We start from the raw sequence: 16,410 nt of genomic DNA on the forward strand, positions 1-16,410 counted from the left end.
ATCAGCCGCCGGATCCGCGACAGCGGCCACAGACGCCGGTCACGGTCCGCGCGCCGTGCTCCTCGATGCCGAGTTGGCATGGTGGGCCGGAATCAGCCCCCCGGATGCCGCGGTGGGCGAGCTGGTGCTCGAATTTGCGGCGCTGATAGCCCTCGTCGCGAGGGTCGCCTGGCCCGGCCAGTTGGTGCCCCCGGCGACCAACTCCGAGCGGCGGACGGCTCGTGAGAGGCACCGTAGCTCGATGCAGAGTCGGCCGATTCGCGGTGGCGTGCGCGTGTTTTGTTGTGCCCCGAGGCGCGAAGGCCGCGATCATGCCGGGCAGCCGGCCCGGTGACCAGCGGCGCTCCGCGGCGGCGAGTGAGCTGGTGCTCGAACTCGCGACCTCGGCAGCCCTCGTCCGCGAGGAACGTCCGACCCGGCCGGCCGAATTCGGGGTCCATCAGGTCGAGCAGGCCAACCCACCCAATGCGCGTCGGCAACATCGGACCTATGGGATCCGCGTCGCGATTTCGGAGCCGGCCGACCGGATCAGCTATCACGGACCAAACCGGGCCTACGCCCAGAGCTGGCCCTCCAAAGCGGCCTCAGCCTCCGCCAAAGTACCGGCATAAGCACCGGTAGAAAGATACTTCCAACCCCCATCGGCCACGATGAAGACAATGTCCGCCCGCTGCTCGGCCTTCACCGCCTTGTGCGCGGTCGCCAACGCCGCATGCAGGATCGCCCCGGTCGAGATCCCGGCGAAGATCCCCTCGACCTCGATCAGCTGCCTGGTCCGCAGCAACGCGTCGCGCGGGCCGACCGAGAACCGGGTCGTCAGCACGCTGGCGTCGTACAGCTCGGGCACGAACCCCTCGTCGATGTTCCGCAGCCCGTACACCAGCTCGCCGTACCGCGGCTCGGCCGCGATGACCTGTACGTCCGGCACCTTCTCACGCAGGTACCGCCCGGTTCCCATCAGCGTTCCGGTCGTCCCCAGCCCGGCGACGAAGTGCGTGATCGACGGGCAGTCACGCAGGATCTCCGGCCCGGTCGTCTCGTAGTGCGCCCGCGCGTTCGCCGGGTTTCCGTACTGGTAGAGCATCTTCCAGTCGGGGTGCTCCTCGGCCAGCTGCTTGGCCATCGCCACGGCCTGGTTCGACCCGCCGGCGGCCGGCGACGCGATGATCTCGGCCCCGTACATGCCGAGCAACTGCTTGCGCTCGATCGACGTGTTCTCCGGCATGACGCAGATCAGCCGGTACCCCTTGAGCTTCGCGGCCATGGCCAGCGAGATACCGGTGTTGCCACTGGTCGGCTCGAGGATCGTGTCACCGGGACGGAGCCGCCCCTGCTGCTCGGCCTCGTTGATCATGAACAGCGCCGGGCGGTCCTTGACCGACCCGGTCGGGTTCCGGTCTTCGAGCTTGGCCCAGAGACGGACGTCGTCGCTGGGCGACAACCGTGGTAGGCCGACGAGCGGCGTGTCGCCCAGGGCGTCGAGCAGCGAGTCGTACCTAGCCACGGTTGTCTCCCTCGTCGAATCAGCCGCCGGCGACCGCGGGCAGCACGGTCACCGAGTCGCCGTCCTTCAGCCCGGTGTCGAGCGCCCCGGTGAACCGGACGTCCTCGTCGTTGACGTAGACGTTCACGAAGCGGTGCAGCGTGCCGGTGTCGGTCACCAGGCGTCCGCGCAGACCCGGGTACTTGCCGTCGAGGTCGGCGATGAGCGCCTGAAGCGTTTCACCGTCGCCCTGAACGGTCTTCTCGCCACCGGTGTAGGTGCGCAGGATCGTCGGAATTCGAACTTCGATCGCCATTGAATCTCCTGGAAGTGACTGGATGGCAGCCGGCGGGGGCCCGGCAGACACAACCCGGGGAACGGGTGGTGATTCCCCGCGTGCCGGACGGCACACCTGGCCGCCGGCACGGGTTGATCTCAGGCGCGACGACAGTCGTAGACGACTTCGACCGGAGTATGCGCGAACAGATACGACTGAGTCGGCGTCATGCGATCTCCACCGGCTCTTCGGTCACTACGCCGTCGACGATCCGGTACGACCGGAACTCGACGTCCACGTCGTCCCGGGTAGAGACCAGGACGTAGTGCGCACCCGGCTCGTTGGCGTACGAGATGTCCGTGCGGGACGGGTACGCCTCGGTGGCGGTGTGTGAGTGGTAGATGACGACCGGCTCTTCGTCCCGGTCGTCCATCTCCCGGTACAGCTTGAGCAGGTCGGTGGAGTCGAACTCGTAGAACGTGGGCGAGCGGGCCGCGTTCAGCATCGGGATGAACCGGTCGGGCTTGTCCGTGCCGGCCGGGCCCGCGATCACACCACATGCCTCGTCGGGGTGGTCACGACGAGCATGCGCCACGATGGCGTCATACAGAGCCCGGTCCAGAGTCAACACGGCGACCAGCGTACCTACGAAGTTCCGCCCCAGACAGGACGTGCATCACTCCGGGTCTATGGCATCCACCAGGCTGGCCTGGAGACCGGTGAGGAACTGGTAGAGCGAAAGCCCCAAAACCCGCGCACCGGTCGGGTCGGCCCCAGCAGCGGCCTCCAGCTCGGCCAGCGGATCGGTCTCGGCCTCGATCTCCAGCGCGGTCCCCAGCATCAGCCGGGCGTCGTTCAGCGCCAGCAGCCAGGCCTCGGCGCGCTCGGGCTCCAACCGGATCTCGCCACCCTCGAACGGCAGATCGTCGAGGATGACGCTCGCGTTGCCGATCTTCTGCTCCCGCAACGACGACTCGGTGAGGCTGCGCAGTTCGGCCGCCGCCTCCGGGTCGTCGCGATAGCCGTCCGGGAAGAGGCGGGCCAGCACCGGGTCGCTCTCGCCGTCGTCCGGCTCCGGGGCGTCGAAATCGTCGAAGACGTCGCCGGCCTCCCGCGGGACCCGGCCGCCGACGTCGAACGGATCCCGGCCGAGGGGCTCGGCCCGGCCGAGCGACGACGGCCCCAGGTCCAGGCTCATGACCCCGCGCCGATCGCCGGCCTGGATCAGGCCCGCGACCTGGGCGACGACGAGCCCGACGGCCTGCGCCTCCTCGGCGGAGAGCCGGAGCGTGAAAGCGTTCTTCGAACGTGTGAAGCCGTAGGTCATCTCAGTCCTGCTGCAGGGTGGCCCAGAGGCCGTGGGAGTGCAGGCGCGCGACGTCGTGCTCCATCCGTTCGCGCGTACCGCTCGACACCACGGCGCGGCCCTTGTGGTGGACGTCCAACATCAACTGCGTCGCTTTGGGCTTGTCGTACCCGAAGAGCTTCTGGAACACGTACGTCACGTACGACATGAGGTTGACCGGGTCGTCCCAGACGACGGTGACCCACGGCTTCTGCTGCTCGGGCCTTTCGAAGGTGCTCGGGGCCTCCGCCGGAGCGACCAGGGGAGCGGTCATACATCCATCGTGCCATCGCCTGAGGTTCGCGCAACAACCCCCGGCAACACGGTTCTCCACCCCGGGGTGGAGCAGCCACGATGAACGCCGCCCGGCCCGGGCTCGTAGGCTGACGACATGGGCACAGCACTGCTGACCGATCACTACGAGCTCACGATGCTGGCCTCCGCGCTGCGCGACGGGTCGGCCCACCGCGAGTGCGTGTTCGAGGTCTTCGCCCGGCGGTTGCCCAAGGAGCGCCGCTACGGCGTCGTCGCGGGCACCGGCCGTCTGCTCGACGCGCTCACCGAGTTCCGCTTCGCCGAGGACGACCTCGAGTTCCTGCGCAGCGCCGGTGCGGTGGACGACGACACCGCCGAGTGGCTGAAGAACTACCGCTTCAGCGGCGACATCGACGGCTACGCCGAGGGCGAGCTGTACTTCCCCGGCTCCCCGATCCTCACCGTGCGGGGCACGTTCGCCGAGGCCGTGCTGCTCGAGACGCTCGCGCTCTCGATCCTCAACCACGACTCGGCGATCGCCACCGCGGCGGCGCGGATGGTCGTCGCGGCCAGCGACCGGCCGCTGATCGAGATGGGCGGGCGGCGCACGCACGAGCAGGCGGCGGTGGCGTCGGCGCGCGCGGCCTACCTGGCCGGGTTCACCGCGACGTCGAACCTCGAGGCCGGCCGCCGCTACGGCATCCCGACCACCGGCACCAGCGCGCACGCGTTCACGCTGCTGCACGACACCGAGAAGGACGCGTTCTCGGGCCAGCTCGCCGCGCTCGGCCCCGGCACCACGATGCTCGTCGACACCTACGACATCACGGCCGGGATCCGTACCGCGATCGAGGTCGCCGGCCCGGAGCTGGGCGCGATCCGCATCGACTCCGGCGACCTCGGCGTCCTCGCGGTGCAGGCCCGTCAGCAGCTGGACTCGCTCGGCGCCCGGAACACCCGGATCGTCGTCTCCGGCGACCTCGACGAGTTCGCGATCGCCGCGCTCGCGGTCGCCCCGGTCGACGTCTACGGGGCCGGCACCGCGGTCGTCACCGGATCCGGCGCCCCGACCGCGGGCATGGTCTACAAGCTGGTCGAGGTCGAGGGCCGGCCGGTCGCCAAGCGCAGCGAGAACAAGGCCTCCCGGGGCGGGCGCAAGACCGCGGTCCGGCGGCACAAGTCGACCGGCACCGCGATCGAGGAAGTCATCTACACCGGCACGCCCGAGTACGGCGAGCACGACCGGCTGCTGCAGATCCCGCTCGTACGCAGCGGCGTGAAGGCCGACGACGTGCCGACCCTGCCCAAATCCCGCGACCACCTGGAGAAGGCCCTGGTGTCGATACCGTGGGACGGTCTGAAGCTCTCGGCCGGCGAGCCGGCCATCCCTGTCGTGTTCGCCAGCTGAGGGGAAACCATGGCCCGCGCGTTGATCGTCGTCGACACCCAGAACGACTTCTGTGAGGGCGGTTCGCTCGCCGTGACCGGTGGCGCCGGCGTCGCGACCGGCATCTCGGCCGCGCTGGCCGCCGACGCCCGCAGCTGGGACCACGTCGTCGCCACCCGTGACCACCACATCGACCCGGGTCACCACTTCTCCGAGCAGCCCGACTTCGTCGACACCTGGCCGCCGCACACGGTCGTCGGCACCGGCGGCGTCGAGTTCCACCCGAACCTGGAGACCGGCCGGTTCGAGGCCATCTTCGACAAGGGTGAGTACCAGGCCGCGTACTCCGGGTTCGAAGGGAAGTCGAAGGACGGCGAAGGCCTGGCCGACTGGCTGCGCGACCACGACGTGACCGAAGTGGACGTCGTCGGCATCGCGACCGACCACTGCGTCCGGGCCACCGCGCTCGACGCGGCCCGCAACGGGTTCACGACCACCGTGTTGCTCGACCTGACCGCGGGCGTCGCTGCCCCGACCACCCAGCGCGCGCTGCTGGAGCTGGAGCAGGCCGGCGTCACCCTGGTCGGCGAGCCCGTGGTGAATTAGGCCAGACCGTGTAGGTGGCGGCGACGATCCCCCAGATCACCACGATCCGGGGCAGCGCACCCAGCGTCCCGCCGAGCGCGGCCGTGCGCTCGGCGTCACCGACCAGCTCGATCGCGCCGAACAGCAGCGCACCGGCGATCGCGCAGGCCACCACCGCACGCAGCCAGAGGATCCACTCGTAGCGCGCCCGGGCCGCGCCGTACTTCGGCGGCTTCGTCGGCGGCGGTCCGCCGGCGAAGCGGTGCGCGAACCGCTCGTCGGCCCAGCGCACCAGCGTCGGCCCGAACGCCACCGAGAACCCGAGGTAGAGCGCGGCCAGCCCGTGCGACCAGTCCGCGGTCGCTCCGCGGCGCAGATCGATCACCGCGGCGATCAGCGTCAGCACGTCGACGAGCGCGGTCCCGATCAGCAGCGCCGCGCCGGCCTTCGGCCGCCCCAGCAGGTATCTCGTGGCCAGCCCGGCCCCCAGCAGGATCCAGAACCCGATCTCGCACGCGACGATGACGGCAACCATGGTTCCCAGGGTTCCGCCCGGCCCGCCCGGCGGCGTCGGCCCGCGTGAGGAACTGCCGGTCCGCCGTCCGGCCGACGTTCCCCGGTCCGGTTCCTACATCTTCAGGCGGACGCTACGCGGGCGCGAGCCGTCGGTGGGGACGAGGCGCCGGGCCGGTGGGCGTGGTCGAATCGGACCATGCGGTGGCGCGATGTCGGGGCGGCGGTGGGCGCGTTCGCCATCGGGCTCGTGCTGTTCGCGCTGGGCTACCCCCTGGACTCGTGGACCGGGGTGGTCACGCTCGGGGCGTCGGCGGCGTCGCTGCTGGTCCTGCGCCGGTATCCGTGGGTCAGCCTGACGATCGCCGCGGTGGCGCTGACCGCCGACTGGATCGTCGGGCCGAACCTGGTGTCGATCTTCATCCTGGCCAACGCGCTCTACGACCGGGCCGAGAAGGGCTCGGCCCGGGTCGGCCGCGCGCTGATGATCGGCGCGGTCGGGGCGTCGCTGATCTTCACCGCGGTGGGGCTGGTGACCCAGGACGGCCTGGCCGGGGTGCTGCTGGGCGTCCAGGCCGCGCTGTTCACCGTGCTGCCGGTCGACACCGCGCTGACCGTCCGACGGCACCGGCAGACCGCCGTCGTCGAACGGGAACGGGCCACCGTCGAACGGGAGCGGGCCGAGCAGACGGCCCGGCTGGCCGAGCTCGACCAGCGGGCCGCGGTCGCCGCCGAGCGGACCCGGGTGGCCCGGGATCTGCACGATCTGGTCGCCAACGACCTGAGCGTGATCGCGCTGCACTCGACTGCCGCCCTGGCCCGCCCGGGGTCCGACGACACGACCCGGCAGTCGCTCGAGGTGATCCGGAAGCACAGCGTCAGCGGCCTGGCCGAGATGCGGCACCTGATCGACGTGCTGCGGGCCGGCGAGGGGGTCGGCTCCCCCGCCGAGGCCCGGCTCGACCAGGTCGACGCGCTGATCGAGCGGGTCCGGGAAGCCGGCACCGAGGCCACGCTGCGCGTCGACGGGGACGTGCGGACGCTGTCGCCGGCCGTGGAGCTGGCCGGGTACCGGATCCTCCAGGAGGCGCTGGCCAACGCCGGGAAGCACGCGTCCGGGCAGCCGGTCGAGGCGACGCTGCGCTACCGGCCGGACGCCCTCACGCTCATCGTCGACAACCCGCTGCCGGCGTCCACGGCGGCGTTCCCGCTGACCGGAGGAGCCGGAGTGCTCGGGATGACCGAACGGGCCACGCTGGTGGGTGGCGCCCTCGACGCCGGGCCGCGCGACGGCCGCTGGCGCGTGCACGCGGAGATACCGCTGTGACGATCCGGGTGCTGGTGGCCGACGATCAGGCCGCGGTGCGTACCGGGCTGGTGCTGATCCTCGGGTCGGCGTCCGGGATCGAGGTCGTGGGAGAGGCCGGGGACGGCGCCGCGGCCGTTCAGCTCGCCCGCGACCTGCGGCCGGACGTCGTCCTGATGGACGTCCGGATGCCGAAGGTGGACGGGATAGCGGCGACGGCGCAGCTCACCGCCGAAGGGATCGCCGACGTCCTGGTGCTCACCACGTTCGACCTGGACGAGTACGTCTTCGGGGCGCTGCGGGCCGGCGCAGCCGGCTTCCTGCTCAAGGACGCGGAGGCGGCCGAGCTGATCGCGGCGGTGCGGCTGGTGGCCGCGGGGGAAGGGATGGTGGCGCCGCGGGTCACCCGGCGGCTCATCGACGCGTTCGCGCGCGGACCGGTACCGACGGCCGCGCCGCCGGAGCTCGACAAGCTGACCCCGCGGGAGCGGGAGGTGCTCGACTGCCTGGGCGAGGGGCTGTCGAACGCGGAGATCTCGGCCCGCCTGCGGATGGCCGAGGCGACCACGAAGACGCACGTCAGCCGCATCCTGGCCAAGCTCGGCCTGCGCAGCCGAGTGCAGGCCGCGGTGCTGGCCAGGCAGCTCTAGGCTTCCTCGACCTCTTCGCTGGGGACGCCGAGGAAGAACAGGATCGCGTCGAGGTAGGGCTGGTTGAGCGCGGTGTCGGCGACCTCGCGGAGCGCGGGCTTGGCGTTGAACGCGATGCCCAGGCCGGCCGCGCTGATCATGTCGATGTCGTTGGCGCCGTCGCCGACCGCGACGGTCTGGGCCATCGGGATCCCGGCCGCCTCGGCGAACCGCCGGAGCGCGACGGCCTTGCCCGGCCGGTCGACGATGTCGCCGATCACCCGCCCGGTCAGGACGCCGTCGACGACCTCGAGCGTGTTGGCGGCGGCGAAGTCGAGCCCGAGCAGATCGACGAGATGGTCGGTGATCTGCGTGAAGCCGCCGGAGACGATGCCGCAGCGGTAGCCCATGCGTTTGAGCGTCCGGACCAGCGTGCGGGCCCCGGGCGTCAGCGTGACCTCGGCCCGGACCTTCTCGAAGACGACCGCGTCCAGGCCCTCGAGCGCGGCCACCCGGTGGCGTAGCGAGTCGGCGAAGTCCAGTTCGCCGCGCATGGCGGCGGCGGTCACGGCGGCGACCTCCGCCTCGCGCCCGGCGTGGGCGGCGAGCATCTCGATGACCTCGCCGGTGATCAGCGTGGAGTCGACGTCGAACACGACGAGACGCTTGGCCCGCCGGGCCAGCCCGCTGCGCTCGACCGCGACGTCGATGCGGTGGCCGGTGGCGAGGGCCGAGAGCGTCGTGCGGAGCGGGTCGCTCTCGACGCCGGAGACGCGCAGCTCGAGGCTGGTGACCGGGTACTTCGAGAGCCGGGTGATCGCGTCGATGTTGCCGCCGAGGTCGCTGACGGCTTTCGCGACCGCGGCGACGGCTTCGGCGGTGAGCGGGCGGCCGAGCACCGTGACGTGGTGGGGCTTCTCGCCGCGGCGGGTCATCGCCTGGTCGCCGCCCGGGGCGAGGGCGACCTCGATCCAGACGCCGAGTGCGCGGCCGAGGTTCGAGACCTTCTCCCGGACCTTCGCGAGATCGTCGGGGCTCGGGAGTTCGACGCTGACGCCGAGCAGGAGCTGCCCGCGGATCACGACCTGTTCGACGTCCCGGACCTCGAGGTCGAGCGTCGCCAGCGAGGAGAAGAGAGCGGCCGTGACGCCGGGCCGGTCGGTCCCGGTGACGGTGAGCAGGGCACGAGTGCTTTCGGTCATCGCTCCGGTTCCGATCGCTGGCGTTCACTCACGGTAGGACGCCGACGCCCGAGGCCGGGTACCCGGTGCCTCGCGTGTGACCCACGGCACCGCTCCGGCCGCGTCCCCGTGCGCCCTTTCGGACGACCTGCGGCCAGCAACAAATTGTAGTTTCGAGGGCCTGGAAACTACGATTTGTTGCTGGTCGGGAAGCGTCCGAAAAGGAAGCGGCCGTACAACGCGGGAGCGGCCGCCTCCGGATGGAGGCGGCCGCTCCCGCGCGGTGCGTCGCTGGCGCGCGGTGCGTCAGGACGAGATGGACGGCTGCTTGTTCTGTTCGACCTCGGTGGCCCAGGGGGCCAGGTGGGGGAACTTGACGTCGAAGGCCGGGCGCTCGGAGCGGATCCGGGGCAGCTCGAGGAAGTTGTGCCGGGGCGGCGGGCAGGACGTGGCCCACTCCAGCGACCCGCCGTACCCCCACGGGTCGTCGACGTTCACGACCCGGCCGAGCTTGTACGACTTCCAGATGTTCCACAGGATCGGCAGCGTGGAGATGCCGAGGATGAACGCACCGATCGTCGAGATCGTGTTCAGCGTCGTGAAGCCGTCGGTCGGCAGGTAGTCGGCGTACCGGCGGGGCATGCCCTCGTTACCGAGCCAGTGCTGCACCAGGAACGTCGTGTGGAACCCGATGAACGTCAGCCAGAAGTGCAGCTTGCCGAGGCGCTCGTCGAGCATCCGGCCGGTCATCTTCGGGAACCAGAAGTAGATCCCGCCGAACGCGGCGAACACGATCGTGCCGAACAGCACGTAGTGGAAGTGCGCGACGACGAAGTAGCTGTCCGAGACGTGGAAGTCCACCGGCGGGCTGGCCAGCAGAACACCGGTGAGGCCGCCGAAGAGGAACGTCACCAGGAAGCCGACCGCGAACAGCATCGGCGTCTCGAACGTCAGCTGGCCGCGCCACATCGTGCCGATCCAGTTGAAGAACTTCATGCCGGTCGGCACCGCGATCAGGTAGCTCAGGAAGCTGAAGAACGGCAGCAGCACCGCGCCGGTGACGAACATGTGGTGCGCCCACACGGTCATCGACAGCGCCGCGATCGCGACCGTCGCGCCCACCAGGCCCTTGTAGCCGAACAGCGGCTTCCGGCTGAACACCGGGATGATCTCGGTGATGATGCCGAAGAAGGGTAGAGCGAGGATATAGACCTCTGGATGGCCGAAGAACCAGAACAGGTGCTGCCAGAGGATCGGCCCGCCGGTATCGGCGTCGTAGACGTGCGCCCCGAGATGCCGGTCGGCCAGCAGGCCGAAGAACGCCGCGGTGAGGATCGGGAAGACCATCAGCACCAGGAGGCTGGTGACCAGCATGTTCCAGGTGAAGATCGGCATCCGGAACATCGTCATGCCGGGCGCGCGCATGGTCAGGATCGTCGTGATGATGTTGACCGCACCGAGGATCGTGCCCAGGCCGGAGAGCGCGAAGCCGACGATCCAGAGGTCGGCACCGGCGCCCGGCGAGTTGATCTCGGAGTTCAGCGGCGCGTAGGCGAACCAGCCGAAGTCGGCCGCTCCGCCCGGCGTCAGGAAGCCGGAGAGCACCATCAGGCCACCGAACGCGAACGCCCAGTAGGCGAACGCGTTCAGCCGCGGGAAGCTCACGTCCGGCGCGCCGATCTGCAGCGGGACCAGGAAGTTCGCGAACGCGAAGCCGAGCGGCGTACCGAACAGCAGCAGCATCACCGAGCCGTGCATGGTGAAGAGCTGGTTGTACTGCTCGTTGCTCAGGAACTGCAGACCGGGGCGGGCGAGCTCGGCGCGCATGAGCAGCGCCATGATGCCGGCCGCGGCGAAGAAAAAGAACGACGTGATGAGGTACATGATGCCGATTTGCTTCGCGTCGGTCGTCCGGATGATCCGGGCCAACGCGTTGCCCTTGACCGACTCGCGGACCGGCCAGGGCCGGCTCACGATCGGTTCGGGTTCGATGCGTTCGGCTTCGATGGTCACAGCCGGACCCTCCTGGCAGATCGGCGTCGCTGGGCCTGTTGGTGGCCCGCGGCTGGCAAGCCTCGCGAGCAGAATAGTCCGTCTCCCCGGTTCGAAACGGCGGGGGCCTACCTCGCGTCGTCGTGTCTAATTAATCCCCTTCGCGACCATGGACTCCGTCATCGCGGTGAACAGGGGTTCGAGACGGTGGCGCGGGAGCTCGAGCAGGGTGCCGGCCGGGGCCTCGGCGACCGGTTGCCGGGGGCGGCCGGTGAGCGTGGCCAGGCCGTCCCGCCAGACGTTGGCGACCTTGCCGTGGGCGCGGTCGAGCAGGTAGCGGACGAGCGAGTTGTCGTCCACCCGCACCGCTTCGACCAGCGCGGACGTGGAGTTCGGGGTGCTGCGCCGGAACGTGAGGGCCCACTTCGGGGCGACCAGGTCGGCGAGCGCGCGCTGGCCGGCGGCGTCGGCCAGGTCGGGGTGGTTGTTGGGGACCGCGACGGCCAGTCGGCGGGCGTCCACCGCGAGGAGGATGCGCAGCAGCCAGGCGCCGGGGTCGGCGGTCGCGTCGACCGCCACCGCGCCGTTCCGGGCCGGCCCGGGAATCCCTCCGCCCCAGACGGCCGCGAGAGCCCGCTGCCCGACCGGCACCCCCGCGCCGGTCCCGCCCGGGCCACCCCCGCCGACCGGACCACCCCCGCCGGCTGCGGTGGCGAAGGCGGTCGGGTCGGGGGCTACTCCGAGGACGGGGAGGCCCTCCGGGCCGGCCGCGGCCGCGATCAGCGCGGCCACCACCTCCGGGGCGGCCCCGGCCGCGCCCTCGGCCGACTGCTCACCGTGCGTGTAGATCGTCGGGCGGCTCCGCGCGCCCCTCCGGCGCGCCTTGGCCGTCGGTTGCAGGACGTACAGGTCCGACGCACTACCGACGGCCTGCGCGCCCAGATACCGCGAGAACGCCGGTAGCTGCGCCTCGACCACCAGTTCGAGCTCGCCGAACGTCTGCTGGACGGCGAGCCCGAGGGCCGGCGTCCGCTCGGAGAACCCGTACGCGAGCAGGATCCGGCCCGGACCGTCCAGACCCTCGATCGCCCGTTCGAGGAACAGCCGCACCCCGTCCGGCGTGTACGGCGGGTCGGTGAACGCCAGCCCGGCCACTCCGGTCGCCGACGACGGCAGCCCGAACCGCAGGTCCCCGAACACGCAGCGCACCGCGAGCCCGGACGCCTCCGCCGCCCCGTCGATGAACGCGAGCAGCCGCTCGTCCACGTCGACGACCGTCGCCGTCGACGACGGACGCAGCAGGCAGGTGGTCAGCGCGGTGAGGTCGTGGTCGCCGACGCAGAGCAGGTGGGCGCCGTCGAGGTCGAACGAGGCGTCGAGCCAGAGCGCACGCCGGACCGCGGTCTCCGGGGTCGCGGCCACGTGGTCGAGCGCGCGCCGGGGCGGCGGCGCGGCCGCGCGCCACCGGGTGACCGCGGCCAGCAGGTCGCCGGCCGACGCGAGCGCGGGCCCGAGCGGGTCGGCGAGCGCGGTCGCCCGCAGCTGAGCCGCACCGAACCGCTCCCGGTAGCCCGCGGAGACCTCCGACCGGACCCGGAGCGACGAGCCGTCCGCCAGATCGTCGCCGACGGCGGCCAGGACCTCCTCGATCGTCCGGCGCGGTACGGCGAACTCGCGCACCAACGTCTCGAGCGTCCACGAGCCCGAAGCCAGCGCGACCACGACCTCACGAATCACCCGACCGCGAACGCCGTACTCCGAAACCAGCTCCCCCACCGCGTCCGCACTCACGCGCGTCAGGCTCGCACAGCTACGCTCAGCGCGGCAAAAAGCTACAATTGCCTTAAACGAGCATGAATGAGGTCAGCGTGGTCGAACAGCTGGTCCCCGAGCTACCCGAGGCGATCCTGGCGATCGACCCGCACGGCCGGATCGCCCTGGCGAACTCCGGCGCCGAGGACCTGTTCGGCTACACGTGGGACGAGCTCGCCCAGCGTCCGCTCGACGACCTCCTGCGCGACCCGACCGAGCTCGGCGAGCTGGCCGGTGAGCTGGCCTGCCGCCGCAAGGACGGCTCGGAGTTTCACGCCGAGCTCTCGGTCACCTCGATGGACACCGCCGACGGTCAGCTCGTCTCGGTGGCGTTCCGCGACCTGGGCCAGCGCAACCGGGCGGTCGAGCGGCTCCGCTGGCTCTCGGCGATCGTCGAGCACGCCCACACGCCGATCGTCAGCGCGTCGCTGGACGGCACGGTCACGTCCTGGAACACCGCGGCCGAGCGCGTCTACGGCTGGACCGCGGCCGACATGATCGGACGCCCGATCGGCAGCGTCGTCGAGCCGGTGCACGCGGACGCGCTGGCCCGGGTGACCGACGGCGAGACCGTCCACCTCCCCGAGGGGCAGATCGTCCGGTCCGACGGACGACGGGTCGCGGTCAGCGTCACCGCGTCGCCGATCGTCGGGCCGACCGGCGCGGTCGTCGGCATCGCCTACGCGGCCCGCGACCTGACCGACCGCGAGCGGGCCGAGGCCCAGTTCCGCTGGCTGCTGAACGCGACCCTGCTGGCGATCATCGGCGTCGACGCGGACGGCGCGATCCGGATGGCGAACACCGGGGCCGAGCGCGCGTTCGGCTACCCGGCCGACGAACTCGTCGGCCGGCCGATCGAGGTCGTGCTCCCGGACGCCCGCCCGGCCGTGCTGGCCGAGTCGGGCACCGGAGGCACCGGACGGCACGCGGCCGCCGAGCCCGACGGAACCCGGGCCACCGGCCGACGCCGGGACGGCTCCGAGTTCCCGGCCGAGATCCTGCTGTCGTCGCTGCTCACCGACGACGGACTGCTGGTCGCGGTCACGGTCAACGACATCACCGCGCGGCTGGAGAGCGAGGCCGAACGCGCCCGGCTGGAGAACGAGCTGCAGCGCTCGCAGCGCCTCGACAGCCTCGGCCAGCTGGCCGGCGGCGTCGCCCACGACTTCAACAACGTGCTCGCGATCATCCTCAGCCACGCGTCGATCGCCGAGGAAGACCTGGCCGGACTCGAGGTCGGCCGGCAGAACGGCCGGCTGACCGGCGACGACGAGGGCCGGCTGGCCGGCGCTCGGCGCGCCGTCGAGCAGATGCAGCAGGCCGCCGAGCGCGGTTCCCGCCTCACCAAGCAACTGCTCGCGTTCGGCCGGCGCGAGGTGGTGCGGCCCCAGGTCTTCCGGCTCGACGACGTCATGGCCGACGTCATCCGGCTGCTGTCGGGGACGCTGGGTACCGATGTCCGCACGTCGACGACCAGCGATCCCGAGCTGTGGCCGGTGACCGCCGACCCCGGCCGGATCGAGCAGGTGCTGGTCAACCTGGCGATGAACGCCCGGGACGCGATGCCCAAGGGCGGCACGCTGCAGATCGACGCGGTGAACCTGGCGCTCGACTCGGCCCAGGCCGCGCGGTACGGGCTGACCGACGGCCGGTACGTGCAGCTGCGGGTGACCGACACCGGCACCGGCATGCCGCCGGAGGTCGCCGAGCGCGCGTTCGAGCCGTTCTACACGACGAAACCCGAAGGTCAGGGCACCGGGCTGGGGCTGGCGTCGGTGTACGGGATCGTCTCCCAGGCAGCCGGCACCGTGTACCTGCGGTCGCGGCCGGGCTGGGGCACGTCGGTGACGATCCTGCTGCCGGCGTCCGACGGGGCCCCGCTGGCCCGGCCCGAGGTGCCCAGGGCGGCCGCGGTCGAGAAGCGGTCGGACCGGACCGTGCTCGTCGTCGACGACGAGCCCGACCTGCGGAAGTCGATCGAGATCATCCTCGGCCGCGGTGGCTACGCGGTGCTCACGGCCGGCTCCGGCGACGAGGCGGCCCAGCTGGCCGGCGCCTACGAGGGGACGATCGACCTGCTGCTGACCGACGTCACGATGCCCGGCCTGTCCGGTCACGAGGTGGCGAAACGGCTGCGGGCGACGCGGCCGGGGATGCGCGTCCTGTACATGTCGGGCTTCGCCCAGCCGCTGCTGACGTCGAAGGGCACGATCGAGGCCGACGTGACGCTGGTCGAGAAACCGTTCACCCGTCGCAGTCTTCTCGCGAAGGTCGCGGAAGTGCTGGCACCAGCCTAGAGTCGGGAGAACACCAACGGAGGTGTGCGTGCATGTCCTCCCCCTGGCTCGCCTGGCCCAGCGGCGCGGACCCGTCCGCGTTACGCCGGAAGTTGCACGCCGCCCATGAGTCGTTCCTCAGCACCGGAGACGCGCAGGTCCGCCCCGTCGTCCTGGAGTCCTGGCGCCGGTCGGTGCGCAGCGGCGTCGACCCCTCCGACCCGGCCGCGGCTCCGCCGCGGGACGTCCTGGCCTACCGGGAGCAGCACCCGCTCGCCGCGGTGATGCCGGTCGTTCGCGAACTGCTGGTCAGCGACGCCGCCGAGGCCGACCTGCTGGTCGCGGTGGCCGACGACGGCGGGCAGCTGCTCTGGGTCGAAGGCGAACCGGGGCTGCGGGCGCGGGCGGCCGAGATGTCGTTCGTGGAGGGCAGCGTCTGGAGCGAGGAGCGCGTGGGCACGAACGCGCCCGGCACCGCGCTCGCGCTCGACCACCCGGTGCAGATCTTCGCCGCCGAGCACTTCAGCCAGCCGGTCCAGGCCTGGAGCTGCTCGGCCGCCCCGGTGCACGACCCGGCGACCGGGCGCGTGCTGGGCGTCCTCGACGTCACCGGCGGGCACCACGTCGCCGCACCCCAGGCCCTGACGCTCGTCCGCGCGGCGGCCGCCGCGGCCGAGGCCCAGCTCCGGCTGCAGCAGCTCGAAGACCGGCGCCGCCGGCCGACGATGACCGTGGCCGGTCCGGCCCGGCTGCGGGTGCTGGGCGAGGCGAACGGCGGACGGTTCCGGGTCAACGGCACCGAGCACCGGCTCAGCCTGCGCCACACCGAGCTGCTGCTGGCGCTGGCCCAGAACCCGGCCGGCCTCACCGGCGAGCAGCTCGCGGTCGCGCTCTCCGACGGGGAGTCGGCGCTGGTCACGATCCGGGCAGAGATGTCCCGGCTGCGCCGGCTGCTCGGCCCGGGCGTGCTGGCCTCGCGTCCGTACCGGTTGACGACGCCGGTCCAGACCGACCTGGACGAGCTCGTCCGGCTGCTCCGCCGCGGGGCGCACCGGCAGGCGCTCGCCCACTACCGCGGTCCGGTCCTGCCCCGCTCGGACGCGCCGTTCGTGATCGCGGCCCGGGAGGAGACGCGGCTGCGGGTCCGGCACGCGCTGCTCCGGCACGCGGGCGTCGACGTGCTACTCCAGTACGCCGAGACGGCCGAGGGACAGGACGACGTCGAGGTCTGGGCGGCCTGCCTGCTGGGCCTGCCGATCGGCTCCCCCCGCCGGGCCCGGATCCTCGCCCACCTGGAGCGCCTCGAGCGCCGGATGAGCTAGCAACGTCGTTGCAACGTCGGCGGTCCTAGCGTCGGCGGCAGGCGGGC

15 protein-coding genes are annotated in these 16,410 nt (G+C 71.6%); 6 read left to right on the top strand and 9 right to left on the bottom strand.

The window, feature by feature from the left end; translation table 11 throughout:
• Positions 1-553 precede the first annotated feature (553 nt).
• The 5 genes from FL583_RS18550 to clpS all read right to left on the bottom strand — a co-directional run bounded on the left by FL583_RS18550 (position 554) and on the right by clpS (position 3,379).
• The gene (locus FL583_RS18550) at positions 554-1,504 is read right to left on the bottom strand and encodes a PLP-dependent cysteine synthase family protein (protein ID WP_142705936.1); all 951 of its coding nucleotides are present in this window, start codon (positions 1,502-1,504) and stop codon (positions 554-556) included.
• 19 nt (positions 1,505-1,523) lie between these two features.
• A complete protein-coding gene (locus FL583_RS18555; protein ID WP_142705937.1) occupies positions 1,524-1,799 on the bottom strand; it encodes a MoaD family protein in 276 nt (91 codons plus the stop codon).
• A gap of 187 nt (positions 1,800-1,986) precedes the next feature.
• The gene (locus FL583_RS18560) at positions 1,987-2,391 is read right to left on the bottom strand and encodes a M67 family metallopeptidase (protein WP_142705938.1); all 405 of its coding nucleotides are present in this window, start codon (positions 2,389-2,391) and stop codon (positions 1,987-1,989) included.
• A gap of 45 nt (positions 2,392-2,436) precedes the next feature.
• The gene (locus FL583_RS18565) at positions 2,437-3,087 is read right to left on the bottom strand and encodes a DUF2017 family protein (protein WP_142705939.1); all 651 of its coding nucleotides are present in this window, start codon (positions 3,085-3,087) and stop codon (positions 2,437-2,439) included.
• Position 3,088: 1 nt separating this feature from the next.
• Complete coding sequence (clpS, locus tag FL583_RS18570; RefSeq protein ID WP_142705940.1) at positions 3,089-3,379, bottom strand: ATP-dependent Clp protease adapter ClpS; 291 nt, start codon at positions 3,377-3,379, stop codon at positions 3,089-3,091.
• 117 nt (positions 3,380-3,496) lie between these two features.
• Here clpS and FL583_RS18575 point away from each other — a divergent pair, with 117 nt between their 5' ends.
• Both FL583_RS18575 and FL583_RS18580 read left to right on the top strand, forming a co-directional pair.
• Positions 3,497-4,768 (top strand): nicotinate phosphoribosyltransferase, encoded by a 1,272-nt coding sequence (locus tag FL583_RS18575; RefSeq protein WP_142705941.1) that lies wholly within the window; start codon positions 3,497-3,499, stop codon positions 4,766-4,768.
• A gap of 9 nt (positions 4,769-4,777) precedes the next feature.
• Positions 4,778-5,353 carry an isochorismatase family protein gene (locus FL583_RS18580; RefSeq protein WP_142705942.1) on the top strand — a complete coding sequence of 192 codons (576 nt, stop codon included), beginning with the start codon at positions 4,778-4,780 and terminating at the stop codon, positions 5,351-5,353.
• Here the strand turns inward: FL583_RS18580 and FL583_RS18585 are convergent.
• Positions 5,322-5,867 carry a hypothetical protein gene (locus tag FL583_RS18585; RefSeq protein ID WP_142705943.1) on the bottom strand — a complete coding sequence of 182 codons (546 nt, stop codon included), beginning with the start codon at positions 5,865-5,867 and terminating at the stop codon, positions 5,322-5,324. The two genes, FL583_RS18580 and FL583_RS18585, sit on opposite strands and share 32 nt — an antisense overlap.
• A 177-nt stretch (positions 5,868-6,044) precedes the next feature.
• On the opposite strand from FL583_RS18585, the gene FL583_RS18590 reads away from it, so the two are divergent.
• Positions 6,045-7,172 (top strand): sensor histidine kinase, encoded by a 1,128-nt coding sequence (locus FL583_RS18590; RefSeq protein ID WP_142705944.1) that lies wholly within the window; start codon positions 6,045-6,047, stop codon positions 7,170-7,172.
• Positions 7,169-7,801, top strand: coding sequence for a response regulator (locus tag FL583_RS18595; protein WP_142705945.1), 633 nt, complete (start codon positions 7,169-7,171; stop codon positions 7,799-7,801). Before FL583_RS18590 ends, FL583_RS18595 begins: the two co-directional genes overlap by 4 nt.
• On the opposite strand, the gene serB is transcribed toward FL583_RS18595, so the two are convergent.
• From serB to FL583_RS18610, 3 genes are all read right to left on the bottom strand, one after another.
• A complete protein-coding gene (gene serB, locus FL583_RS18600) occupies positions 7,798-8,982 on the bottom strand; it encodes a phosphoserine phosphatase SerB (protein WP_142705946.1) in 1,185 nt (394 codons plus the stop codon). The genes FL583_RS18595 and serB overlap by 4 nt on opposite strands.
• Before the next feature lie 285 nt (positions 8,983-9,267).
• A complete protein-coding gene (gene ctaD / locus FL583_RS18605) occupies positions 9,268-10,968 on the bottom strand; it encodes an aa3-type cytochrome oxidase subunit I (RefSeq protein ID WP_476728726.1) in 1,701 nt (566 codons plus the stop codon).
• A 132-nt stretch (positions 10,969-11,100) separates the two neighbouring features.
• Positions 11,101-12,744, bottom strand: coding sequence for a bis-aminopropyl spermidine synthase family protein (locus tag FL583_RS18610; RefSeq protein ID WP_142705947.1), 1,644 nt, complete (start codon positions 12,742-12,744; stop codon positions 11,101-11,103).
• 77 nt (positions 12,745-12,821) lie between these two features.
• Here FL583_RS18610 and FL583_RS18615 point away from each other — a divergent pair, with 77 nt between their 5' ends.
• Positions 12,822-15,062: a PAS domain-containing hybrid sensor histidine kinase/response regulator gene (locus FL583_RS18615; RefSeq protein WP_205752252.1), complete on the top strand. Its 2,241-nt coding sequence runs from the start codon at positions 12,822-12,824 to the stop codon at positions 15,060-15,062.
• Positions 15,063-15,094: 32 nt separating this feature from the next.
• Positions 15,095-16,363 (top strand): GAF domain-containing protein, encoded by a 1,269-nt coding sequence (locus FL583_RS42455; RefSeq protein ID WP_142705949.1) that lies wholly within the window; start codon positions 15,095-15,097, stop codon positions 16,361-16,363.
• Positions 16,364-16,410: the final 47 nt, after the last annotated feature.

Source organism: Cryptosporangium phraense (assembly GCF_006912135.1).
GTDB classification, from domain to species: Bacteria; Actinomycetota; Actinomycetes; order Mycobacteriales; family Cryptosporangiaceae; genus Cryptosporangium; species Cryptosporangium phraense.